Raw genomic sequence first — 22,951 nt, forward strand, 5'->3', positions numbered from 1 at the left:
TCAACGCGGCTCGCTTCCGCGCTGCGCTTGTGCAGCTCCGCCCCGCATGGCGGCGCGCCTTAGGGCGCAGCGTTTGATCCCTCGCCCAATGGTCCCGGTCCCTTTTGCCCCACGAGGCCGCAATCGCGCGGACCTCGAAGCAAAGGGGAACGACCATGACAAAAGAACGCTTCGACATTCACCAGCACATCACCGACAAGATCGTCAGCGCCATCGAGCGCGGCGCGGGAGAGTTTCGCCTTCCATGGCATCGAGCCGCTGGGAACATCATGCGCCCGGTCAACGTCTCTTCGAAGAAGGCCTATCGCGGCGTCAACGTCGTCGCACTCTGGGCTTATTCCGAGGCATCCGGCTACAGTTCCGGCACATGGGGCACTTACCGCCAATGGGCCGAGGCTGGCGCCCAAATCCGCAAGGGCGAGAAAGCCGCCTATGTCGTCTTCTACAAGGAGCTTGAAATTGCCGATGAATCTGGCGAGGCTGAAACCCGCCTCTTTGCCCGCGCAACGCCGGTCTTCGCCGCCGAGCAGGTAGAGGGCTATCAGCCGCCAGCGATTGGCATGCCGCCCGTCATCCCCATGACACCGGTCGAGCAGGCCGAGGCCTTCGTCGCCGCGACCGGCGCGCAGATCGAGCATGGTGGAACCCGCGCCTTCTATCGCCCTTCGACAGACAGCATCCAGCTTCCCCCGCGCGAAGCCTTCATCGGTTCGCCGACCAGTTCGCCAGCCGAATCGTACTATTCGACGCTCTGCCATGAGCTGACGCACTGGACTTCAGCCGAGTCCCGGTGCAACCGACAGCTCGGTAAACGCTTCGGCGATCACGCCTACGCCATGGAGGAGCTTGTCGCCGAGCTGGGCGCCGCCTTTCTCTGCGCCGACCTTCGAATCACCGACGAACCCCGCGCCGATCACGCGCAATATCTCGCCCATTGGCTGACGGTGATGAAGGAAGACAAGAAGGCGATCTTCACCGCCGCGTCGAAAGCCTCCGAGGCTGCGGCGTATCTTACCGGGCTGCAAGGCTGATGCCGCCCGGCACGGGGCCGCCCTCGGGGCGGCCTTTTCCCTTGGCCCAGCTCTTGGTGGCCAGCCCCCGCCGGTTGCGATCCCGCCCGCCCGGCATCCCCCGCAAAAGCTCCGCGAGAGCAAGATTATTGCGTTCTGTCAACATCCTATCGCCGTGACACAGCGATATTGCTATGCTCGCGCGTCTTGGATCAGGCCGATTGCTTGGCTGACGTTGTGTTTGATGTCTCAACTGGCATTTTTAATACAGGCTGAAACTAATGGACGTTCACAAATCTTCTCTGCTCGCGGTTTTTGATGCGAAACAACGACTTGAAGTTCCGCTTTTTCAGCGCCAATACGTCTGGAATGAAGAGCAGCAATGGTTGCCGCTCTGGGAAGATATTGAACGGAAATTCACCGAAACCCTTGAAGGGCGCAAGGATGCGCCAAAACATTTTCTGGGCGCTATGGTCCTTGATCAGAAGCAGACACCGACCGGACATGTTGTCGTCCGGCAGGTGATCGACGGCCAGCAACGGCTGACGACGCTTCAGGTTTTTCTTTCTGCATATCGGGATTTCTGTAAGGCGCAAGGATGCGATGCGCTTGCTGCTGAGTGTGATAAATTTCTGTTCAACACCGGCATGATGGCGGACCCGAACGTCGATAAGTTCAAGGTCTGGCCAACACAACTTGATCGTCCCCAATTTACTGATGTGGTGTCCGCCGGATCGCGGGAAGAGGTGCTGAAGCGCAATCCACTCCGCAAAAAGCCATACGCGCGCAAACCCGATCCACGTCCCCGTATGGTTGAGGCCTATCTCTTTTTCTTCGATCAATTGAAAGGCTTCTTCCTCGGCGATGATGGCGAAAGCCCCTTGGCGGCAAACTATCCCATATCGGCTCGCGTCGATGAATGTTTTCAGACATTGCGCAACGCCTTAATGGTCGTCGTGATTGACCTGCAAAAGGATGATGATCCGCAAGTCATATTTGAGACATTGAATGCACGCGGCGAACCTTTGCTGCCGGCTGACCTCCTGCGAAACTATATTTTCTTCCGCGCCAACCGTGAAAATCTTGACATCGAGGCGGTCTACAAAAAATACTGGAGCCGCTTCGATGAAGAGTTCTGGCGTGAGGAGGTAAAGCAGGGTCGTCTAAATCGCCCCCGTAGCGATCTCTTCATGCAGCATTTTCTGTCCAGTCGCCAGGGCCAGGACATTCCGATAAAACACCTCTATGTGGAATACAGACATTGGCTGGAAACGACGAACCCGTTCCAGAATTTGACAGAAGAACTCGCCACGCTTGCACGCCAGGGAGACCACTTCCGGCGTATCATCGCGCCCGTGCAAGGTGACATTGTTTTTGAGCTTTGCTCGTTCCTCGATGCTTATGATATCCGAACGGCCTACCCGCTTCTCTTAGCGCTAATGGATGTCGATCTCGATGATGCGGAATGGACCGAGATATCGCATATCCTAGAATCTTACCTGCTTCGACGTGCTGTCTGCAATTTAGGGACGAAGAATTATAACCGTATATTTTTATCATTAACCCGAAGCTTGCGGAAGGACGGCTACAACGCCGCAAGTCTAAAGCAGCTATTGCTTGCGCAAACGGGTGAATCTGGTGTGTGGCCTGATAATGCCGCCTTCCGCGAAGCCTGGTTACACAAACCGCTCTATGGTCCGCTGAACAGCCCGAAACTGGTTTATCTCTATGCCCGTCTCAATCAAACCTACTTGTCTTCCAAGTGCGAAGCGTTGACTTTTTCCAAGCAGCCGACTGTTGAACACATCATGCCGCAAGATTGGATAGAGAACTGGCCGCTTCAGGACGGTTCAAAGGGTATGGACTTTATGGAACTCTACCGGGCAACAGAAAATGATCCGCATGCTGCTGCGACGCGTAAACGTGAAAGAGCCCTACAGACCTTAGGCAACTTGACCATCCTCAGTACGGGCCTGAATGCCGCACAATCGAATTATGGTTGGGACCAAAAGCGCCGGGAGATGAAGAAGCACTCGCTGTTACCGATCAATCAGAATCTTTTGGAAATGCCAGTCTGGGATGAGACGACGATTCTCGAACGCGGTGAAGAGCTGTTCGAGCGAGCATTGCATATTTGGTGCAGGTAAAAAGAGGCGTCACAGTTGGGAGCGCTTAATTATCCATTTAAGCACGATACCTCCAGGCAGCCGGCGGGGGACGGTTGCCCCCATTAGGCAATCACTCGTGGACTCGCGCGGTGAGCCTTTTCCAAGCGTCGTTGTCGACAAGGGTAGATCGAGCAATCTTTAGGTTTGTGCACCCCTTGATCGACTTAAGGGTATTTTTCACGGAGTTTCCGAGCGTCTTCGACATCCACGGACTGAGCGTGATCCGCTTAATCCACCCGATCTCAATGTCGTGGTCCTGGTACTCTGCCACTTCCTTGGTGCCGACGTAAACAACCCGGAATTCGCGTTCATCCTCATATGGATGTCGTTTTAGGAATGGCAGTTGCTCAAGTTCTATAGACTTGAGGCTACTTATTTCCTTAATTAATTTATAACTAACGTAATTGCTGCTGATCTGTGGGTGTTCTGCAAAAGTTGACAAGAGTTTCTCCCTGTCGAACTCAATACATACCCCATCTGATCCGTTCGAAAAGACCCTCCAGTGGTGGTACGTTTCCTGACATTCCGCGAAACATAAGGCGAGAACGGTTTTTGCTTTCTTATAGCGCTTATACTCTGCCATGAAATAAGCATCGTTTTTGTCATCCCACGTTGCGGGATTCAGAAGCGTGATGGATTTGTTTCTAAGCAAATGGATGGTAGCAGCTAAATTTGTGTAGCGGCGAAACGAACTCACTTTTACTCTTCCTTTTTGGCGGCAATAAAAGTTCTCAAAGCGTTACATAAACTTCCTTATCGGAAATCACTCTACACACGCAAAGCATTCACGTTAATGCGCAAGTCCCTCATCGTTGCCGGTCCTAAATCCTCACTGCAATTGTCGGAGGATCCGGATGGCCGTGTGAGCGGCAAGACATGACACCTACAATCGATAGTAATCTATCTCGATAGCCACTGCGCATATGCTTGCACGTCGATCATCGGTACAGTTGCGCTGAACTGGAGCCGCGAGATTAGCTTAAACAAGAATGCTGTCGCCGGCTTGCCACCTGGAAAAGTCTCATAGGCATTCGTTTCCGGGTTGCGACTGAAATATCCGTGTGCAGCGATACAGCCGATATCAAGGTGGCTGTCCTCTCCGCCGACACCGAGCGCGTCAGATAGAGGCTGACCAAATGGGGGAGTCCAGTCACTCTCGAAGGTAAGTATTCCACCCAAAATCGGAATAAGCGGCTTTGCGGGATATGTTCCCTTTGCATAAGGGATGGGGAGGCTCGTGCGATGGAGGCGGCGGACGCTTGCGACCTTTTTCTGCGCGTATTCGACCTGGCCTGCGTTCATGCTCTGCTTGGCTTCAAATACGGCGTAAACGCTTTCCGCAGGAATGACCATTTGCCCCTGGTAACGAAAAATAAACGGCGAATACTGGCGATCAAACACCACCACGTCAATCTGATCGCTGAACATGTCATTACTATCGACGACATGCGCCGTTGCCACCTGATACCTCTGGGGCAGATAGGTCTGCAATAGTTCGAGCCAGACCTTTTCGCTGGCGTCGCCTTTTGTTACGGGGTGACCAAAGCTCTTCCGGACGGTTTCCAGCCGCTGCTGGATATCATCGTGCAGCCCGGCTAGGAGTTGCGAAAGGGACCAAGCGGTCATGTTCCCGTCTCCTGAAAGGGTGGCGTCGGGACGATGTCTCTCGCGATTTGCACGGCCCGCGTCGGGCTGACAGCATTTGTCGGATAGGCATCCAGCACTATTGTTGGCAGCAGGCGCTGTGTGATGTCCGAGAAGGTGAAACCGTAGGCACGCCCGTTCTGTGCGCCTGTTGCCGCTACCAACGCATCAATCTGCGGTTTGGAGAAACCGAGCTGCTTGAGCGGATTAGCGAGAACGGCATGTCGCTGCGCCTCATCGGGTCGCGAGAACGTCAGAATATCCGCTGCACGTCGGCGCACGGCTGGATCAAGCGCATTGAGCCGATTTGTGCACATGATCACGGCAGCCGGAAGACGGCCGTTTCCAATGCGATCGATACCGCGGATAAAAGCATTCACGCCCGCGCGGTCTTCATGGTGCATCTGGGCGGCCTCGCGCGATTGCGCGAGAGCGTCGGCTTCATCGACAAGAAGAATGACAGCGCCGCGTGCGCTGCCGGAATGATCCTTCAGCTTATTCGCTTCAGCGACCGTATGATCAAATGCTGCGGAAAGAAGCTGCGTCATTTCGCCGACACGGCCCTGTCCGCGCGTCGAGAGACTCATCGGGAAAAGCGTGATGTCGATCTTCTCCTGCCGAGCCACGGCATCGCCAATAGTCTCTGCAAGCTCGGACTTGCCGGCGCCGACATCACCAGCCAGAACAACAAGCGGAGGACGCCTTAATACGGCGTTAAGCACCCCATTCGCGCCTGGATGGTGTCTTTTTGCCCACGATTCTAGCCCCGACGGATTGACGAGCAGGCCGAGGATCTTTGTCAATCGCGCCTTGTGATCGTCAAGGCCGACGAGGCGGGCCAGGCGTTCCTGTGCGTCAACATCCGGATAAGCAATCCGGCGTTCGAATAGCTCATCGATTGCGGGTCTGTTGCTCATCAGTAACTCCTCACGCTCGCGCGATTGAGGGCACGACCGCCTGACGAATAGGTTCGGTCTTCACTGAGGTAGCCGTTTACTCCCGGCTCGGAGGCGCTGCCTCGCTGAAAAGGGAGGCGGTTCTCGAATGCCCCCTTATCGGCGGCAGATGCGGTGTCCCATGCTGCGCTGTATGTCATATAGCTGTAGAATGTCGCACCGGCGATATTTGCGCTGGGCCGGACTCGTCCCGGATCATCATCATTGGCTGAAGAGCCGGCAAGATCACGCGCCGTGTAGCGCAGCGTCGGTTCGATCCAGTTGCCATCGCGGCGAAATCCGTAAGTGACCGTTCCAAGATATCCTTCCTTCATAAACTCGGTGATCTCGGCTTCGTAATTGGCGATGTTAGCATCGCTCGGGCTACCATAGAGCCGTTGCATGCGCTTCAGGTCGGTGGCGACCTTTGCCGCCATGTGTCGCGCATGCGTCACAGTGAAGGATTCGGTTTTCGAAATGGTATAGCTATAACTCATTGTAATTCTCACACTTGAAATGTTGAGCCGAAGACTTTCTGCCAGTAATAGACGGTCTCTTGTTTTGTGGGTGTCGCGAGAGCAGCATCAATGGCGTCGCCGGCATCGAGTGCGGCATCGACGATCGCATCAGCCTCTGCAGCGGTATAAAGCTGGCTGACGTTGTTCTTGGCATTAACGGGGTCAATAATTTTCACGGGCACGGAGAATGAGCCGACTGTCGAAGGCTGGTAGTAGTCGCCGAATGCGATTCGTTCGCGAATATTGCTGCGTGCGACGTATGTGAAAAAGTGCTGGAGCGCTTCGGGGTAATCAGAAAAGTTCAATCCCTGATCCGCAAGGTGCGAGAGAATCAATTCGATCATAAATGATTTAAACCTGAATCCATCACGTTCGCGCTTGAGATTCCGCGCCCAGAACTTTATCAGCCGCGCGATCTGGGCAAAGTCCGTTTTGTGAGCGTCTTTGCGCTTCTTGATGAATTCGAGGTGACGAGGAATGCAGGTTTCCAGAAACGAACCGTCTTCCTGGCTGACAAGGTTTCCGTACCATTCCGGGTCGCCGTTGTAGAGAATCGGCACGACGTCCACATCGAGGCCCGAACCCTTGAACGAGACCGTCACACTGTAGGTCTGCGGCTTCACCTGGTCAGGGCTGAAATTTGGGAAGGCCTTGCGCAGCCTGTCCGCTAGATAGTTCAACAGCTTCGGCACATCGCCTGGCGCGTCGGCGCCGCTGATGTAGCAGGCAACGTCAATGTCGTTGAGCGACCGCAGAGCCGTGCCCTTCGCCAGACTGCCTGACAGCAGCATCTTCTTCAGGGTGAAGTCCGGGTGCTCGTCCAGATACCCGTCTAGCTTCTCGCGCAGGCGTCGCGCCTGTGCACGGTATTCGTCCGCCTTGTCCTTAGGCAGGTTCACTCTTTCCTGCCCAAAGCGCGCAATATCCCCATGATCAACGTGCTGTCTTGCCATATTTTATCCTTTGACTTGCCATTGGCGACTTCGCCATGGCATACATGTCTAGTATGATTCTGCCCTGATCAGAAAAGAGAGTCAAGTCCAACATGTCGATATCGCCATGACCAAGAAACCAAATCCCTCTGAAATGTTCAAGGAACGCCTCAAGGCTGCCAGGGACCTACGCAAATGGAGCCAGAGCGATCTTGCCGGACGCGCCGAAATGCCGCCCAGCTCGATCGCCCATTTCGAGGCCGGCTCGCGCAAGCCTTCCTTTGACACCCTGCGACGCCTCGCGAATGCGTTGGAGGTTACGACCGATTACCTGCTCGGTCGTGTCGATGACCCTGGTCTTGCCGAGGCGGGTGACCCTCTTTATCGCGACGTGGGCAAGTTGACCGGTAGGGATCGTGAAATAGCCAAGGATTTCCTTGAGATGTTAGCAAAAAAAGCCGAAACAAAACGCAAATGACGAAATCTCAGAATCACGCGTACCGCCTCAAAATGGCCAAGCAAAATGCCGAAGCGTTTCTGCGCGACGAGGGGATAACAACATTGCCAGTAGATCCCTTCGCCATAGCGGCCAGCCGTGGTATTGAGGTCAAGGCAAAGCCCGGTACTGCCGAAGGCGTTTCGGGGATGTTGCTCCGGCACGGTGACCTCTTCGGGATTCTCTATGCCACATACATTCCGAGCGAAGGGTTCCAGAGGTTCAGCATTGGCCACGAGCTGGGCCATTATTTTTTAGAGGGGCATATCGACCATATCCTGCCTGAGGACGGAGCACACGAGTCGCATGCCGGGTTTGTCTCGGCTGATCCTTACGAACTCGAAGCAGACCAGTTTGCGGCCGGACTTCTTATGCCGAGCATTCCATTCAAGCGCGCTCTTGCCCGGCAAAATCCTGGTCTGGAGATCGTCGAGTCGCTGGCGAATCTTTGCCGGACCTCCCTGACCGCGACGGCAATTCGCTACGCTGAGCTGACTGACGATGCCGTGGCGATCATCATCAGCACCGGCCCGGTCATTGATTTCTGCTTTCTGTCTGAAACCATCAAATCACTGCCACAACTCACGTGGTTGCGGAAGGGATCGCCGGTTCCCCGAGATACGGCCACCGCCCAACTCAACGCGAATCCTGCACGTGTTGCCAACTCTGACCGCGCTGACGCGGACATCGACATCATGGATTGGCTGGGCGGCACCCGCTCTGCCCGCGCGACTGAAGAGGTGATCGGTCTTGGCAGATACGGAAAGACATTGACCGTCCTGACCTGCCCGTCGGTACAGGACGAAACATATCAGGAGGAGGATGGCGAGGATGAGGAAGGCTTAGCTGAGCGTTGGACTCCCCGCTTTCGCCGGTGACCGATGTTGCTTTCCGGCACAACAGAAAAAGAAGCGAGAGCGACCATGGCGGCGGGGCTCGCCTGACGCAGCTGCCGAAGGTCAGCCGCATGAACGATGCACCGAGCGCTGACGGAAGGGCGGACCGCGCCTATGACAGCAGCCCTTCTGATACCATTTCCACATCAGAATGACTTGCGGATGTAGGGGAATGAGGTGATGGATTTGACCATTGTGGGATTGCGTTCGATGTAGAGGACCGCCTGCTTGAGTTTGGCGCGCACGGCGTCGATTGACTTAAGGGCGTAGTTCTTGAAGATTTTTTCGCGGATTTCACCCCAGAGATTTTCCTTCGGGTTGAGCTCTGGTGAGTATGGCGGCAGGAAGAGCAGCGAGATATTGTTGGGAAGCAGGAGGTCCCTGCAGCGATGGTTGGGGGCGCCGTCGAGAACCAAGAGGATATCCTGCCTGGCAAACTTTCGCGACAGAGCGTTGAGGAAGGCCTGGAAGCACGCCGTGTCCGATCTCTGCATGATCAGATAGACACAAGTCCCATCCTTCGGAGAGACCGCGTCGTACAAATAGATGTATTCGCGAATGAGCTGGGAGGCGACTTCGGGCCTGATGCCGATCGGGGCCCAGCACGGCCGTGGCCGGTTGATCCGACCGAAACGCGCTTCATCGGCGAACAGGATCCGCAAGCGACGGCCTCGCCTGGCGGCAGCCCGTTTGGCTTTCCTCACAGCGTTTGGAAAGCCATTTTTTTAAAAGCATTCTGAGCCGCCATGTCGCGTCTGGGGTGAAATGGACGCGGCATCAGCTTGCGCCAGCCGTGCCGGGCCAGAAGATTATAGATCGTGCTCTTACTGGTTTCGTGCCCGATGGCCTTTTCGTAGGCTTGAGATCGTGAATGTTCAACATTTCGCCGGCTCCAGCGGCCTTGGCAAAGCGCGCCAGCAAGGCCTTTTCGTCCTCCAAGGTCATGTTCTCGCGCTTGCGTCCACCGATTGGTTTCGGCTTGAGCGCATCGAGTCCCCCCTGGTCGTAGGCCATATGCGCTCGGTTCACCGTGCTCAGCGACACGCCCATTGCCGTGGCAATCAAAGGCTGCGTCATTCCGCTCTCGCGCAGCAACACCATCTGGATGCGCTGACGTTGCTCCGGCGGTATTTTCCATCGCAGCGCTGTTTTCAAACGCCGGACCTGGCCTTTGGTGCACTTGATCATCTGTTCCCTCCGAATCAGATGATCTGAGCGAATCACACCTTGCATCCCAAAGACAATTTAATGGGATATTCTATCCGCTGCCGCAAACGCCTCGATTCAATCCGCTATGGAAGCGGTATGAGACCGGCATCTTTCCATCATACGAAAACGCGACTTCATCCCTCAAATTTCGAACAGCCGTCAGTAGCTGAAGTCCGATCCCCGCCTCCAAACCGGCACGGACATTCGGCCTAAAACACTCCGAACTTGCCGAACTCCAGCATACTTCCCCGTCTCCGCAGGCCTGCCAAAAGGCCTCGAATTCGCGCGATCCCTGAAGACCCGCGTCAGGGCGGCAAGACCTTTCTTCGACCCTTAAGGAGGGAACCCAACAAAGGATCGGCTGCGCCTTCTTGCCCCCCTGCCTTGTGCGGCTCTTCGGACGGGTCGCGTCGAGGCCCCGCTGTGGCGGCCTCCAGCAAGAAGGAAAACCACGATGGGACTGGATATGTACGCATGGACGACAACCGAAACGCCTGCTTCGGATGTCGATTTCAAAACGGATCAGGACGCCGAACTGCATTACTGGCGCAAGCACCCTAACCTGCATGGCTGGATGGAGGATCTTTATCGTGATAAGGGCGGCGCCGAGCAGTCGTTCAATTGCGTCAGCATGGTCCTCACTTCGTCCGATCTCGATCGCCTGGAAGCTGATATCAAGGCGGGTAACCTGCCGGATACGCAAGGCTTCTTTTTCGGGGAGTCGGATGGCTCTGAAATCACCGATGACCTGGCGTTCGTCGGCAAGGCCCGCGCCGCGATCGAGTCGGGGCTGACGGTCTTTTATTCGTCCTGGTGGTAACGATGTTTGGGAAAGGGCCGCATGGCGGCGGCCCTTTCCTTTTTTTGCCACGGGCTGGGCTGCCGCCGATCGTGCGGCCTGTCTTTCGCGTCCGAGTTATGGGTACGACTCAGTGAAGCCGGACGAGACGTCCCATCGGATGATCGTCGAGCATTTCAACATTTCCGTTTTTGTAGACGCGCATCGATACGCGGAAGAGTTCGCCCCGATAGACCATGTAGCCCTTGAAGAGGAAGCACTCTTCTTCGGCTGCGTCATTGAAGCAGACGAAACGCAAATCTTCACGGATGCGTTGATGGGGCTTGTTTTCATTGACCAGCGTGTAGCCGTCCAGGGACTCAACGATCATGCAGGGTTCCCCGTCTTCCAGCTGCAGAAACAGCGTGAAAAACAAAAGATAATACATGGCGTTGTCCAGCGTCAGGACGAGTCCCGCGGCTTCGTTGGCGGCGTGGATATCGGCGCCTGTGGGGACTGTCAGGATTTCCGTGTATGGTCTGGGCGGTTGAACATCTTTAGGCCATCGCCTTTGTAAAACGCTCACCGAACAAAATGGCGAACTGGGCTTTGGCGAGCGACCATTCACGGGCGGGCATGTTCCATTTTTTCTCGGACCTGTTCAAGACCAAAAACAGTAATTTCATCGCCGCCTCATCGGTTGGAAAATGGCCTCGAGCGCGTATGGCCCGGCGCAATTTGGAGTTCAGCGCCTCTATAGCGTTCGTGGTGTACACCAGCCGGCGCACGTCCGGATGAAACGCATAGAAGGGAACCACTTCGGGCCAAGCGCGCCGCCAGCTCTGGCCGATCGCAGGGTATTTTTGACCCCAGGAGCCTGCTTCGAAGGCGGTCAGCGCCGCTTCTGCGCTTACGGCGTCGATGGCGCGGTAAACGCCCTTTAAGGCCGCCGCCACGGGCTTGCGGTCCTTGTAGGATACGAAGTTGAGGCTCTGTCGCAGCAGATGCACGATGCATGTTTGAACCGTCGTATCCGGGAACACAGCGGTGATGGCCTCCGGAAAGCCCTTGAGCCCATCGACGACGGCGATGAGGATGTCCTCGACGCCGCGGTTCTTCATCTCATTCATGACGCGCATCCAGAATTTGGCACCTTCATTCTGTTCGAGCCAAAGGCCCAGAATCTCTTTTGTTCCGTCAGCCCGCACCCCGAGCGCGACATGGACGGCCTTGTTGCGAACCAATCCCTCGTCACGGATTTTCACGCGCAGCGCGTCAAAGAAAACCAGCGCATAGACAGGCTCAAGCGGCCGGCTCTGCCACGCGGCCACCTCGTCTAGAACAGCGTCCGTCACCGCGCTAATCAGATCCGGCGACACATCGACGCCATAGAGATCGCGCAAATGTCCGACGATCTCGCGCACACTCATGCCGCGCGCATACATCGAGATGATTTTTTCGTCGAACCCTGGAAAACGCCGTTGGTATTTGGCGATCAGCTGCGGATCGAAGCTCGACTGCCGATCTCGCGGCACATCCAACTCGATGCGGCTGGTGTCGGTCACCACCGTTTTCTTGCCGTAGCCGTTGCGGCTGTTGCCGTCATCCGCTTTCGCCAGATGATGATCCATCTCGGCGTTCAGCACCCGTTCCGCCAAAGCTTTCTTCAGATCATCGAGCAAGCCATTGGGATCGAATGCCGTTTTGGGGTCCGTCCCAGCTAACAGCTGGTCGAGGATAGCGTCGGGGATTCGAGGTTCCTTGCGTCGGGCCATGGGACATCTCCTTCTTTCCCCTATTGCCCAAGCCACACACGAAATTCACGACAGGCCCGCGCCTGTGCCGTTCAGCGGATAATAGTCTCGCTGAAACAGATCGCCCGAACCGGCCGCGACCAGGTAAATGGTGCTTGTGCCGTCGGTCATTCTGACCAGTTCGCCATTGTGATAAAACGGCGTCCGCAGAGTCGAGGCTTCCCGGATCATCGTTTGCGGCGGCATTTCAAACCGATCCTGCAGCCGTTCCAGTTCATCACCCTGAATTTTTCTCCAAGACATTTTTGAAGACTCCCGTGCGATATCCTTCCCGATTATTTTTGATGTCGCTGGCGAGTCTTCAAGGCGCATTGCTGGTCATGAACTGGTCATCGTGAAACCGGCCGTATCAGGGATTCACACCGACCCCGCTTTGCATTAGGGTGCGCCTGCAGCGGGATCGGATGCAACGGCTGTTGGCGAACGAAGGCCAGACTCCGTTACCAACGACCGGCCACGCTCCAATCATGAAGGGACAGCCCCGTGATCTGCCTTGCCTGCGCGGAGAAGCATCCGCAATTCAAGCCTCTCGAACAGCCCGCGCCCATGCTGGAAGTACCCTGCCAGGCCTGCGGCGAGATGAAATTATGCGTCGCCAATCACAAGGTCGGATTGCCTGAAACATTCATGACCGTTGACGAAGCGTTCAGGCTGATCGCCGCGAATATCATCAATCCGCCGGAAGAGTCGTCTTGAGGGAACGATGTCCTCGCTGCGGCGTCACTTTGCGCCTAACGTGCAACCTGCCACGACGTTTATCGTAATCTGTCGCGCTCATCCAGGCGCGGTGAATGGGGGATGGCTGCATATGGCGCAGGGTCCGGCGGGCGCGGCGGCGCATCGATCGCGGGTGGATCAGCCGTCAGGCGATCATAGGAATCGGAATGCAGGTGCCGCAATAGATTGACGGCGCGCGGGTCCGTTGGCGCCTGATCGAGCGCGTAAAACGCTTCGCGCAGCAGGGTTTCCGCGATCAGGGGCCAGTCGGCTGCGTGGCCGTCCTCGCGGTCGTACAGCTTCAGCATGAATTTACGCAAAAACAACACGCCAGAAGCTGCGTCCTGTGGCTTTTTCGGCGGTCGTCTGGCTCCTGTGCGACGGCGATAGGTCATGATCCATTATATCACCGGCCGGGCGATCTTGAGAAATTTGCCGCTTTGATTTTGTGGGCTCTCAGGCCCGTTTAAACGCCGTCTTTCGGGCGTGTCGGGCTGGCGCCCGCCGGACGGCGCGGATATTGCGGATTTCCGCCCGTTTCGGCGTCTCGGAAAGAAAGCTGAAAGCATGACCGCGACCGTCCTGCATCGCATTGACCAGCGCTTGAACAAGCGAAGAAATATTGGGTCTAATATCCGCTATGAATGCGCAGTATTGGTCAGGTTGCTAATCGCAAGACAAGCAGCAATCATAGCAACACCAAGAGAAATAAGTTTCAGTGTGTCATCGATACCACTGCTATCCGTGAACGCAGAGGCTAATATATTCACGATGAAATGGAAAACCATTCCTACAACGACTCCAGCTACAGCGCCTGCCACCATAAATAACGCCCATAGAAGGATCTCTCGAAGAATTTTTGCATACGAAAATGCAGTTATATTGGCTGTAGACAATGAATGACCATCCTTAATACGCGAAACTATATATCCGAAAGGCATTATGATTAATGTGGCTATCATAGTTCCTATCAATATAATCTGTAAAAACACTAGCATCATAGTCATCCATATATAAAAGTAGTGACGCTACCTAGTCGTCCATATATAAAAGGAGTTACGCTACCGAAAATATATACAACTACAATAACTAACGATAATGAATAAGAAATCCATGGAAAACGTGCTATCTGTATTCCGCTTTTCAAAGCGCAAGGTTGAGTTTTACATGAGTTCAATTTCAATTGTTCTAGGCTAGCCTCATTATATTCCGAAAGTTTACGCTCGTTAATTAACAAAATCATCAAGAAAAAACATCCAGCAATTACCATAGCCACATAAATATACTGTGTTATTGGCTTAAATGGGCCATATACGATATAATTTTCAAACTCTTGATGTTGATACATAACAGCGGCATCAAAAATAATTAACGTCGCGATTATATCAAGTCCAAGTGACTGCGATAGACCTGCTACTAAGCGGACCGCAGAGAGACCGAGAATAACGATGATCGGGGTAATTAAAGAGGCAAGCCAGAACGGAACTGCTTCGACCATGACGAAAATCTTATTTTAGCTTGGACAGTTCAAAAGAACGCTAGCATCGATTTTTTTGCCGAGCACGCAAACTAATAATCCACACTCAGAATGTTTTCAAGCACATCATTTACTCGTGGTATAATCTAGTGCTTACTGAGGTAAGATTTTGCAATCTAAAGGTAATTTGGTAATTTCAATACGGATTGATTATTCATATGTACAACGGCTGCATGATTGCAGTTATCTCCGGGCATTGTCGTCTCTGTAATTGGTGTGGCTTTTCTAGGAAAAAGAGTACCAGAAATGACAACACCTGATCCCACGAAAAAAACACCACCAGCAAGACCAGCGACGGCTGCCTTTGCATATTTGTTAGTAAGCATGACGAATTCAGTCCATAAGTTAATTTAAGTACATAGTGTCCGTCGTCAGATAATTTGAGACAGATGGCGGCGTGATTTAATGGAGGACGCGGCTCATCTGATGTTTGATTTTATGCGGCGTTCAATTGGTGTTGCAAGCGACGATTTTGGATGGTGGCTCGTTTGATCCTTTCTCGTTGCAGCAGAATGGTTTGTCCTCGGCCGAAGTAGACGTCAGCCGGCGTGAGATTGTCCAGGCTCTCGTGATAGCGGCGATGATTGTAGTGATCGACGAAGGTGTCGATCCTGGCTTCCAGGTCGCCGGGCAGATAATAGTTCTCAAGCAAGACGCGATTCTTGAGCGTCTGATGCCAGCGCTCGATTTTGCCCTGTGTTTGCGGGTGGCAGGGCGCGCCGCGCACGTGATCCATGTTGCGTTTGTCCAGCCATTCGGCCAGATTGGCCGAGATGTAGGAAGGGCCATTGTCCGAGAGCAATCGCGGACGATGGACGACCTTGGCGTGATCAAGCCCCGCGGCTTGCAACGCCAGGTCGAGTGTTTCCGTGACGTCCCCGACCTTCATCGTCGTACAGAGCTTCCAGGCGATGATGTAGCGCGAGAAGTCGTCCAATATCGTGCTGAGGTAGAACCAACCCCAACCAATCACCTTGAGATAAGTGAAGTCGGTCTGCCAGAGCTGGTTGGGCGCCGTCGTCTTGTCCTTGAACTCATCGGCGGCCTTCATGACGATGTAGGCGGGACTGGCGATTAGGTCGTGCTCCTTCAGCAGGCGATAAACCGAAGCTTCCGAAACAAAATAGCTTTTTGTGTCGGTGAAGCGTGTCGCCAGTTCCCGTGGCGACAGCTCCGGCTCGTCCAGGGCCAGTTGCACGATCTGGCCCCGCACATTGTCAGGAATTCGGTTCCAGACGCGGTCGGGCCTGGGAGATCGGTCTTCCAGGGCCTCTGGCCCGCCAGTCTGGCAAAGGTCGCACCATCGATAAAAGGTGGCGCGAGAGACGCCGAGTTTCTCCAGCGTCCGGCGCGCCGGCAGATGGGATTGCTCGACCAGCCGGATGATCTCCAGTTTCTCGGAAGCCGGATATCTCATTCCTCGCTTTCCCCATCCGCGATCATGCTTTTTTTGAGCAGGCGCAATTCCAGCGCCTGCTCGGCGACGACCTCCTTCAGTGCCTGAGCTTCCCGGCGCAGGTCCTTGACCTCGCCGCTGGTCGCCGCACGCGCCGTGTCGCCCGCCAAGCGCCGCTTGCCAGCCTCCAGGAACTCCTTCGACCAGGTGTAATACAGGCTCTCGGCGATGCCCTCGCGCCGGCAGAGTTCCGCGATGCTATGCTCGCCGCGCAGGCCGTCCAGCACGATGCGGATCTTCTCCTCCGCCGAATATTGCTTGCGCGTTGCTCGGCGAATGTCCTTCACGATCCGCTCGGAGGACGACTTGGCAGTTCCGGATTTCTGGCTCATCTCCACTCCTCGATGGTTACGATGAGCCAGAAATCCTCCGTTATTCAACCCGCTAAATCTGTCTCACAGGTGCTGACGCCGGACAGTCGGCGCCTAGGTCAGCTCCTGGATCTGAGAGCTGAGTTTCCCGATGAGCGGGGTGGCGATAATGGCAATAAATGCTCTGATGGCAACTTCTTTGGATGTGGTTTTGAAGTAGAGCTTTTTTTCAATCGTTATCTCGTCGTTTGGTCGCAAAGGAGCTTTGCCGCAGCGGTCTACGATCTCGACAAGCGTAGATAGCTCCATCTGCTCGATGATCTCCCTTCGCCCGGGGTGATGCAACGCCTCTCCCTTTCGAAGGACCTGAAAACTCTTGTGAAGCTCGACAAGGATAGTTGTTTCCAAGTGATCGCGCTGCGGCAAGGGCAGAAAGATGCAGAAGGTCATTTGACGCAAGCCTCCACGAAAGAGAACGTCCTTCTCTCCGGCCGCATTGTCGACGACGAGGTCGTGGTCTGGACCCCCTCCGGCCAGTTCGATTCGACGGCCGAAGGCGCGAGCCATGTCGCTGTGCGCTTCCCCGGCCGCAGTGGTGAATATACTCTTGATCAATTTCATAAGCTTTTTCATGAGAACGATCTTTTGAAACGTGCCTTGGCTGGGGAGGAGTTCAAACCGCCCGCGGTCAAAACTTTCCCGCCTTCAATCGCGGCGAAGCCGGCCTTCACCGCTGAGTCGATCGCGGCGAAAGTTCGAGTCGTTGGGGGCGATCCGATGGAGGAGGTGCGCGTCTATCAGGACGGATTGATGACCGATACCATTCCAGTTGCGGCCGGCGCGATGACCATTGATGTGAGCTCCAAGCGTCTGCTGGGCGCACGCTGGGTTGCCTTTCTCGCGCGCGGCCCGTCAGGTCTGTACAGCCAGCCGTCAACCTTCGATGCGGGTCCGGGCGCCGTCCCGCGCCGCCGTGTGCATATCGTCAGCGTCGGCATCGACCATTATGACGACGACAGGATTCAGCCCTTGCGCTTTGCGGGCAGTGACGCCGTGATCTGATTAAATAAGCTTCGACCTAAAGATAAGTATATTTTGCTCACGGCCACAAGCCGTTCGCCCCGTATTGGCCGTTACGAGACTGCGGCTGTCGGAGGTAAACGCGTATTCGCACTTCCGCTATCCCTTTGCCGCACTCGATGGCACCCGGCCCTCTCTTTTCGATCATACGACCGCAGCAATTCTGCAAAACCGAGACGCGGCCTATTGCTCGCGTTCGACGAATCGATAGCTCCCATTCAGCAGATTGATGTTATTTTGGATCGTCGGGTTATCTGGTTCGCGCTGAAAAGCTTCCTTGAATTTTTCCCGAGCCGCAGTCAGTTTGCCGCGCAGCATATAGGAATAACCTTGGTTATTGAGAATTTGCGTGGTTTCACCCGTTAGCCCAATGGCCTGATGATACGCACGGTCCGCTAGATCGAAGCGCCTCAGGTGGTCATAGGAGGCTGCAAGTCCGATCCATGCTTTTGGGTCCTTCGGGGCCTTTTCGACCGCATCTTGAAAATACCGCTGCGCCACTCCGTAAATCCCGCGATTGAAATATTCCTGGCCCAAATGCAATGGTTCGTCCGAAGGATAGTATTTTACATCCCCGGGCGTTTGGACCGACAAGGTGGTTGATGCGTTTTCAACACCGGGCGGCGGCGGCGGATTCTCGGCGCTCGCGGCCGGCGGCTCTTCGCCGGGTAAGCACCCCGCAAGCGCAATTGCCAGAAATCCGGCCGTCAGGAGAGGAAAAACGCGCGCCATTGGTTTAATTATGCCTTAAAGCCCGTGACTGGGCGGATCGAGTCGAATGAACCCCGGCGCGGCCTGGACCAAGGACGGTTGCCGCGCGATTCTGCTAATAGCCACCCATACCTGCGCTGCCAATGTCTGCGCCGGTACCGCCAGTCAGGCTTTGAGTAATAATTGGAGCCAGGGTGGGGGCCTGAGCGCCCAGTTTCTTCGGATTCTGATAGCGGTCGATCGCGCCAACCATGCGCCGGCCATTCGCGGGAATGCGCCGGTCGCGGGCATAGGGCGGCCAGGGGTCAATGATCTGGGTGACCGCATTCACTTCCCTGGCATCACCAGAGACCAGGGAGTTTGTATCGATCCTTTGAAAATAGCGTCCAATTTCATCCCAAAACGGATCGTCCTGCACGCCCGCATAGCCAACAGGAGGCAAAACCAAACAATTACACTGCAAGCGGGCGTCCTGCGCGCGCGCAATGCCACCGGCGGTCAGGATCACAAGCGCGATCAAGCCGGTTAGTTTCGTCATTCGATCCTTCCCTAGCATCTCACCGCTCCATCATTTCGGGTCGAGGGGCATTATATCACCATAGGGCCCTGTCAGCTGTCCCCCCGATGTCACATATTCTGTATATTGCTTGCGGACTTCCGGCCGGCCCATCAGGAATAAATCGATATCATTGGGTGGCAGGGTTTTATCAAATGGTGTCGCAAGCGCCTGGCCCGGAGCCGCCGGCTCGACAAGATGCGGCGTGACGATCACCACCAGATCGGTCTCATTCTGCTGGTACGCCTTGCTGCTAAACAAGGCGCCGAGAACAGGCACCGAACCAAGCCACGGCACCTGATTAATATCCCGCGAACTGTCCGATTGGAGAAGACCGGCGATGGCGAAGCTCTGCCCGTCGCGCAGTTCGATCGTTGTACGTGCCTCCCGTTTGGTAATCGACGGTATGGCGGTGCCGGCGATTATCACTACGTTCTTATAATCAAGTTCGCTCACCGAAGGGTTGAGGCGCAGATTGATGATTCCATTGGCGAGAACGGTTGGGACGAACGTCAACTGCACGCCGTAGGGGTAGTATTGTGTGGTGATCACGGGGACAGTGCCCGAAGACGACTGCACCGAAGGCACGGGATATTGTCCGCCCGCGAGGAAACTTGCGGTATCACCGGAGAGAGCAATGAGATCGGGCTCCGCGAGCCGGCGCGCAACTCCTTTCGCTTCCAACGCTGTGACGAGAACGTCGAGGCTGGTGCCGAGTTTAAAAAGGCCAACGCCGAACGGCGCGCCAGCTATGGGGTTGAGTCCTCCTGAAACAAATGTTGCGAGCGTCTGGATCAGAGGAACTCCACCAGGCGTGGGGCCCGGTGTCTGACCAACTTGAGTGAGAGGTCCGACCGGAGCACCTAATCCTGAGTTGACGCCGGATGTTTGCCCCTTATTGGTTCCGAACCAGTTCACACCGAGATCCCGCTCTGCTGTGCGATCTACTTCGACGAAACGGACTCTCAGCATCACTTGTTGCGACGCGGCGACGCGCATCGCGTTGATGACATAGTTATTGGCCTTATCGGGGTCGACTTCCTTTCCGTCGGGCATCGTCACCATTGATTTGGCGATCGAGACCGCCCGGTCGGCATCCACGGAATTCCTCGCCTCACCGCTCAACACAATTTGGTCGTTGCTGCTGGAAACGCGGATGCCGGGGCTCTCCGTACCAGAACGAACCTTATTCGCGATATTCTGGATATCTAGGGTCACGTCCAGATCGATCACGCTAATCAGGTGCTTGTCTTGATCGAACACCGATACATTGGTGGTTCCGATTTTCTTTCCCTGGATGTAGATTACGCGATCGGACATCGGCAAGACGTCGGCAATATCCGGAGCTCCAACGACCGCTTGGCTAAATGGCCTCTCCAACCGGAGCGTGCGGGATTTGTAGCGGGTCAACGTAATGTGGTGCGCTGACGCGGTTTCATTTTGAAGAACGCTCGCCTGCTGCGCCCTCGCTGCGCCCGCACCGCAGAACCCCAGGCCGACTGCCATAGCCATGAGGGCCAATGCCGCTCCCCAGCGGCCGAACATGTGGCTTCGATTGGCTGATGACCCCCAACTTTGAGGAGCCTGGTCCATACTGCCTACCAACTTGTGAAACATGCCACGCCCCATTTGAATATTAAACGAAGCTGTTATTGCGCGGCGGATTTGCTTTCACGCATCAAAACACCAGCGATCCGAAAGATGAATTCAAGAGCAGACTCGATTGCCTCGGCCATGAACTCAGCAAACCACCTTGCAGTGCAGTATCGGACGAGATTAGCAAACTGGCCGCATCCCTTCCTATTAATAATTACAATAATACCTTAATTCATAGTTGATTTTATTTCTTGTTTAGAAATGTTGTCATTATGAAGGCGAAGGCGTCGCTGGTGAAAAGAAATTCACCAGGGCAAATTAAATAATCAGAGTCTGTACCAATTAAATTTAAGATTGCGGTGTGGGTTCCTGCTTTGTGGGGCCGCACGCGCATGATCCCGCTCAAAATCAACCGGTCGTCTTTGCGTTTTCGATCTCGCGAGTTCGCCGGCAACCACGGCTCGATCTTAGCCTATTGCTCAATAGTTAAACCCGCATCGCCCCTGATTATGGATCCGTTGAAGGTCATTCCGGCTCCCGATTGCTATTTTTTGAGGGATTGGCTGAAGCGGGCGAGCGCGGGGAGCGAGTCGAACATCAGGCTCGCGACAGTTTGATCGTGCATCCCTGCTGATCGCTACTCGATGTTTCAGTAGCTTGAACGGGGGATGCGGCAGCAGGCGCCACGGCGATAATCAAAGCCCTGTCCATTTATTCTTCCTATCAGGAATCTTGCTCTCGATGAGCAAACTCGCGCTTGAAAAGTGATTTCGCTTTGCCGCCCTAATAACGGGCCAAAGGTGGATTGAGTTAATGGATATTCAAACCCCAGACTCCCGCATGCTCTTCGTCCTTGGTGTTATTCTTATAGGAATGATCTTTTGGCTGGTTTACGATATCTTTAGGAATCCACCACTTCCATAGCTGTGAGCCACGGTTCATCAGGGCTAAATGCTTAAGCGTAACGCCCCTCTGTACCGCGATTTCGTGCCATTCGATGTCGTCCTGCGTTGAAGATTGGCGGAAATATTACATTCGAGACTCAAACAATTTCAAGCCAATAGACAACGATAGCAATGAGATAGAGCGTAAAGAAGGAGTTTCTGGCGAACTTGTCATAGCGCGTGGCGAAGCGGGCGAAGTCCTTGAGCGGTCCGAAGCTGCGCTCAACGACGGATAAATAGCGGGTGAATATAAAAGTTATCTCAAATGGGTGATGTGGATTGCGATCGATTTTTTTATCCAGAATCTTCAGCGACAATTTTTTCCCTAAATCATTGGCGAAGAAAATGCCTTCAAAGAAGATCATAGGAATTAAAAGTGCGGAGCTTCTGGCGCCGACAGAAGATGGATTTCGAGCCATTGTACGGATGGCTTATGCAGCCGGCCGCGCAAGAGGCCGCGACGAAGCTAAACACGAACTCAAAAGCCCTGCGGAATCCCCTTCTTCCTCCAACACTTCATCCGATAGCGCTGGTCGCTCACTCGGCGAGGATCCCCTCCGGACACGAGATTATCTGAAGCCATTCACCATTGGATAGCTGCGGCAGTTGGTCCTTATGAACAGAATCTCGCTTGGGTAATAGGTACTCCTGTTCATACTCTACCAACACCTGTTTCAATGCATTCCACCCCGGAAAGTGTCGATCAATCTCAGCGCCGCCGGTCCGCCTATGATCAGAAAGATCGTAGGCATGATGAATAGCATTACCGGAATGGTCATCAGCGCCGGCAGCCGGCTTGCCTTCTCTTCCAAGAGCGTCAATTGGTCAGCGCGCATCTCTACCGCGCCCACGCGCAGCGATTGCGCCAGTGGCGTTCCGAATTGCAGGCTCTGAGACAGCATGCTGACAACCGACCGCACACTTGGAACATCGACGCGATCAGCTAAATTGGCCAGCGCTTGAGCACGGCTAGGAAGAATATTGAGTTCGGCCCAAGTCAGATCGAGTTCGTCGGCGAGCGCCGGTTGTGAAACTTTGAGTTCGCGTGCGACCCGCTGCATCCCGTCTTCAAGGGATAAACCGGCCTCCACGCAGACCACCAGCAGTTCAAGCGCGTCGGGCAGCCCTAAAGCGGCAGCTTTTTTCCGCGCTTTTACTATGCGAGCGATGAAGAGGATGGGCAAAAGCCAGCCCGCTAACGCGGCAACGAGCGCAGCCAAAACCGGCGGCCACCAAGACGCCGCAAAGACGGCAAGACGCCCAGCTAGCACCAGCGTCATCGCGCCGAGAGTCCCGGCCAGAGTAAGCCTGGCGAAGAAAAAATATAGGATCGCCCGATGGGAAGCCACATGGATGTTCGAAAACAGCCGGACGACCTGCCGCCGCTCAGCATCTGACAGGCCTGCTGCCAGCGAAGGGAGATGTTGAATAACGGATGGATGGGCCTTCCGCGCCGCTTCAGCCGTTGCGAGGGCGGTTTGTGGCAGCGCCAAATTGATGCGGCGCTGCACCAGCTCGGCGCGCATTGGAATACTGGAAGCGATCAGAGCCGCGCCGCCCACAACTAGCGAAGATGTGCCAAACAGCGCCATCAGGTCCGGTAAAGTCACAGAATTCCAGAGCTCCGACATATTCATGGCTTT

General features: G+C 54.9%; 28 protein-coding genes and 1 pseudogene. 7 read left to right on the top strand and 22 right to left on the bottom strand.

All coding sequences use genetic code 11. The features are described 5' to 3' along the window. The first annotated feature begins 155 nt into the window (after positions 1-155). Complete coding sequence (locus tag QEV83_RS09105; protein ID WP_280130868.1) at positions 156-1,031, top strand: zincin-like metallopeptidase domain-containing protein; 876 nt, start codon at positions 156-158, stop codon at positions 1,029-1,031. Here the strand turns inward: QEV83_RS09105 and QEV83_RS09110 are convergent. Continuing rightward, a complete protein-coding gene (locus QEV83_RS09110; RefSeq protein WP_280130869.1) occupies positions 1,012-1,176 on the bottom strand; it encodes a hypothetical protein in 165 nt (54 codons plus the stop codon). The genes QEV83_RS09105 and QEV83_RS09110 overlap by 20 nt on opposite strands. A 115-nt stretch (positions 1,177-1,291) precedes the next feature. Between QEV83_RS09110 and QEV83_RS09115 the strand changes: the two genes are divergently transcribed. Further along, entirely contained in the window at positions 1,292-3,157 is a 1,866-nt protein-coding gene (locus QEV83_RS09115; protein WP_280130870.1) for a DUF262 domain-containing protein, read from the top strand. A 91-nt stretch (positions 3,158-3,248) separates the two neighbouring features. Here the strand turns inward: QEV83_RS09115 and QEV83_RS09120 are convergent, their stop codons facing one another. The 5 genes from QEV83_RS09120 to QEV83_RS09140 all read right to left on the bottom strand — a co-directional run bounded on the left by QEV83_RS09120 (position 3,249) and on the right by QEV83_RS09140 (position 7,228). Continuing rightward, complete coding sequence (locus QEV83_RS09120) at positions 3,249-3,875, bottom strand: DUF2971 domain-containing protein (RefSeq protein WP_280130871.1); 627 nt, start codon at positions 3,873-3,875, stop codon at positions 3,249-3,251. A 203-nt stretch (positions 3,876-4,078) separates the two neighbouring features. Continuing rightward, positions 4,079-4,804 carry a DUF6602 domain-containing protein gene (locus QEV83_RS09125; protein WP_280130872.1) on the bottom strand — a complete coding sequence of 242 codons (726 nt, stop codon included), beginning with the start codon at positions 4,802-4,804 and terminating at the stop codon, positions 4,079-4,081. Further along, positions 4,801-5,739, bottom strand: coding sequence for an AAA family ATPase (locus QEV83_RS09130; protein WP_280130873.1), 939 nt, complete (start codon positions 5,737-5,739; stop codon positions 4,801-4,803). Before QEV83_RS09130 ends, QEV83_RS09125 begins: the two co-directional genes overlap by 4 nt. Continuing rightward, complete coding sequence (locus QEV83_RS09135; RefSeq protein ID WP_280130874.1) at positions 5,739-6,254, bottom strand: hypothetical protein; 516 nt, start codon at positions 6,252-6,254, stop codon at positions 5,739-5,741. The genes QEV83_RS09130 and QEV83_RS09135 overlap by 1 nt, the downstream gene beginning before the upstream one ends. An 8-nt stretch (positions 6,255-6,262) precedes the next feature. Next, positions 6,263-7,228, bottom strand: coding sequence for a CBASS oligonucleotide cyclase (locus QEV83_RS09140; RefSeq protein ID WP_280130875.1), 966 nt, complete (start codon positions 7,226-7,228; stop codon positions 6,263-6,265). Positions 7,229-7,334: 106 nt separating this feature from the next. Here QEV83_RS09140 and QEV83_RS09145 point away from each other — a divergent pair, with 106 nt between their 5' ends. Beyond that, on the top strand, positions 7,335-7,685 hold the full coding sequence (locus QEV83_RS09145; RefSeq protein WP_280130876.1) for a helix-turn-helix transcriptional regulator: 351 nt from the start codon (positions 7,335-7,337) through the stop codon (positions 7,683-7,685). Next, complete coding sequence (locus QEV83_RS09150; protein ID WP_280130877.1) at positions 7,682-8,581, top strand: ImmA/IrrE family metallo-endopeptidase; 900 nt, start codon at positions 7,682-7,684, stop codon at positions 8,579-8,581. The genes QEV83_RS09145 and QEV83_RS09150 overlap by 4 nt, the downstream gene beginning before the upstream one ends. Before the next feature lie 164 nt (positions 8,582-8,745). On the opposite strand, the gene QEV83_RS09155 is transcribed toward QEV83_RS09150, so the two are convergent. Continuing rightward, positions 8,746-9,261 carry an IS630 family transposase gene (locus tag QEV83_RS09155; RefSeq protein ID WP_280130878.1) on the bottom strand — a complete coding sequence of 172 codons (516 nt, stop codon included), beginning with the start codon at positions 9,259-9,261 and terminating at the stop codon, positions 8,746-8,748. A 115-nt stretch (positions 9,262-9,376) separates the two neighbouring features. Beyond that, complete coding sequence (locus tag QEV83_RS09160) at positions 9,377-9,787, bottom strand: helix-turn-helix domain-containing protein (RefSeq protein WP_280130879.1); 411 nt, start codon at positions 9,785-9,787, stop codon at positions 9,377-9,379. A 475-nt stretch (positions 9,788-10,262) separates the two neighbouring features. Between QEV83_RS09160 and QEV83_RS09165 the strand changes: the two genes are divergently transcribed. Further along, the gene (locus QEV83_RS09165) at positions 10,263-10,628 is read left to right on the top strand and encodes a phosphoglycerate kinase (protein ID WP_280130880.1); all 366 of its coding nucleotides are present in this window, start codon (positions 10,263-10,265) and stop codon (positions 10,626-10,628) included. Between the two features lie 109 nt (positions 10,629-10,737). On the opposite strand, the gene QEV83_RS09170 is transcribed toward QEV83_RS09165, so the two are convergent. From QEV83_RS09170 to QEV83_RS09180, 3 genes are all read right to left on the bottom strand, one after another. Next, the gene (locus QEV83_RS09170; protein WP_280130881.1) at positions 10,738-11,034 is read right to left on the bottom strand and encodes a hypothetical protein; all 297 of its coding nucleotides are present in this window, start codon (positions 11,032-11,034) and stop codon (positions 10,738-10,740) included. A 109-nt stretch (positions 11,035-11,143) separates the two neighbouring features. Further along, a complete protein-coding gene (locus tag QEV83_RS09175; protein ID WP_280130882.1) occupies positions 11,144-12,361 on the bottom strand; it encodes an IS256 family transposase in 1,218 nt (405 codons plus the stop codon). Between the two features lie 45 nt (positions 12,362-12,406). Continuing rightward, the gene (locus QEV83_RS09180) at positions 12,407-12,643 is read right to left on the bottom strand and encodes a hypothetical protein (RefSeq protein WP_280130883.1); all 237 of its coding nucleotides are present in this window, start codon (positions 12,641-12,643) and stop codon (positions 12,407-12,409) included. A 240-nt stretch (positions 12,644-12,883) separates the two neighbouring features. Here QEV83_RS09180 and QEV83_RS09185 point away from each other — a divergent pair, with 240 nt between their 5' ends. Further along, the gene (locus QEV83_RS09185; protein WP_280130884.1) at positions 12,884-13,096 is read left to right on the top strand and encodes a hypothetical protein; all 213 of its coding nucleotides are present in this window, start codon (positions 12,884-12,886) and stop codon (positions 13,094-13,096) included. Positions 13,097-13,155: 59 nt separating this feature from the next. Here the strand turns inward: QEV83_RS09185 and QEV83_RS09190 are convergent, their stop codons facing one another. From QEV83_RS09190 to QEV83_RS09215, 6 genes are all read right to left on the bottom strand, one after another. Beyond that, a complete protein-coding gene (locus QEV83_RS09190; protein ID WP_280130885.1) occupies positions 13,156-13,425 on the bottom strand; it encodes a hypothetical protein in 270 nt (89 codons plus the stop codon). Between the two features lie 330 nt (positions 13,426-13,755). Next, the gene (locus tag QEV83_RS09195; protein WP_280130886.1) at positions 13,756-14,013 is read right to left on the bottom strand and encodes a hypothetical protein; all 258 of its coding nucleotides are present in this window, start codon (positions 14,011-14,013) and stop codon (positions 13,756-13,758) included. A gap of 107 nt (positions 14,014-14,120) precedes the next feature. Next, positions 14,121-14,615, bottom strand: coding sequence for a hypothetical protein (locus QEV83_RS09200; RefSeq protein WP_280130887.1), 495 nt, complete (start codon positions 14,613-14,615; stop codon positions 14,121-14,123). 155 nt (positions 14,616-14,770) lie between these two features. Beyond that, positions 14,771-14,980 (bottom strand): hypothetical protein, encoded by a 210-nt coding sequence (locus QEV83_RS09205; protein WP_280130888.1) that lies wholly within the window; start codon positions 14,978-14,980, stop codon positions 14,771-14,773. Positions 14,981-15,090: 110 nt separating this feature from the next. Beyond that, a protein-coding gene (locus tag QEV83_RS09210; protein WP_280128402.1) for an IS3 family transposase occupies positions 15,091-16,442 on the bottom strand; the annotation gives its coding sequence in 2 pieces (ribosomal slippage) (positions 15,091-16,106 and positions 16,106-16,442; 1,353 coding nt in all). 93 nt (positions 16,443-16,535) lie between these two features. Further along, positions 16,536-16,871, bottom strand: a complete 336-nt coding sequence (locus tag QEV83_RS09215; RefSeq protein WP_280130889.1) for a hypothetical protein — start codon at positions 16,869-16,871, stop codon at positions 16,536-16,538. Between QEV83_RS09215 and QEV83_RS09220 the strand changes: the two genes are divergently transcribed. Next, entirely contained in the window at positions 16,872-17,483 is a 612-nt protein-coding gene (locus QEV83_RS09220) for a hypothetical protein (protein WP_280130890.1), read from the top strand. Between the two features lie 201 nt (positions 17,484-17,684). Here the strand turns inward: QEV83_RS09220 and QEV83_RS09225 are convergent, their stop codons facing one another. From QEV83_RS09225 to QEV83_RS09245, 5 genes and pseudogenes are all read right to left on the bottom strand, one after another. Continuing rightward, a complete protein-coding gene (locus QEV83_RS09225) occupies positions 17,685-18,233 on the bottom strand; it encodes a tetratricopeptide repeat protein (RefSeq protein WP_280130891.1) in 549 nt (182 codons plus the stop codon). 94 nt (positions 18,234-18,327) lie between these two features. Beyond that, entirely contained in the window at positions 18,328-18,750 is a 423-nt protein-coding gene (locus tag QEV83_RS09230; RefSeq protein WP_280130892.1) for a hypothetical protein, read from the bottom strand. 30 nt (positions 18,751-18,780) lie between these two features. Further along, complete coding sequence (locus tag QEV83_RS09235; RefSeq protein WP_280130893.1) at positions 18,781-20,313, bottom strand: type II and III secretion system protein family protein; 1,533 nt, start codon at positions 20,311-20,313, stop codon at positions 18,781-18,783. A gap of 1,093 nt (positions 20,314-21,406) precedes the next feature. After that, positions 21,407-21,541: pseudogene (locus QEV83_RS09240) on the bottom strand (IS5/IS1182 family transposase); the annotation flags it as partial. A 441-nt stretch (positions 21,542-21,982) separates the two neighbouring features. Further along, entirely contained in the window at positions 21,983-22,945 is a 963-nt protein-coding gene (locus tag QEV83_RS09245; RefSeq protein WP_280130894.1) for a type II secretion system F family protein, read from the bottom strand. Positions 22,946-22,951 lie beyond the last annotated feature (6 nt).

Origin of the sequence: Methylocapsa sp. D3K7 (assembly GCF_029855125.1) — a bacterium.
Lineage (GTDB): Bacteria > Pseudomonadota > Alphaproteobacteria > Rhizobiales > Beijerinckiaceae > Methylocapsa.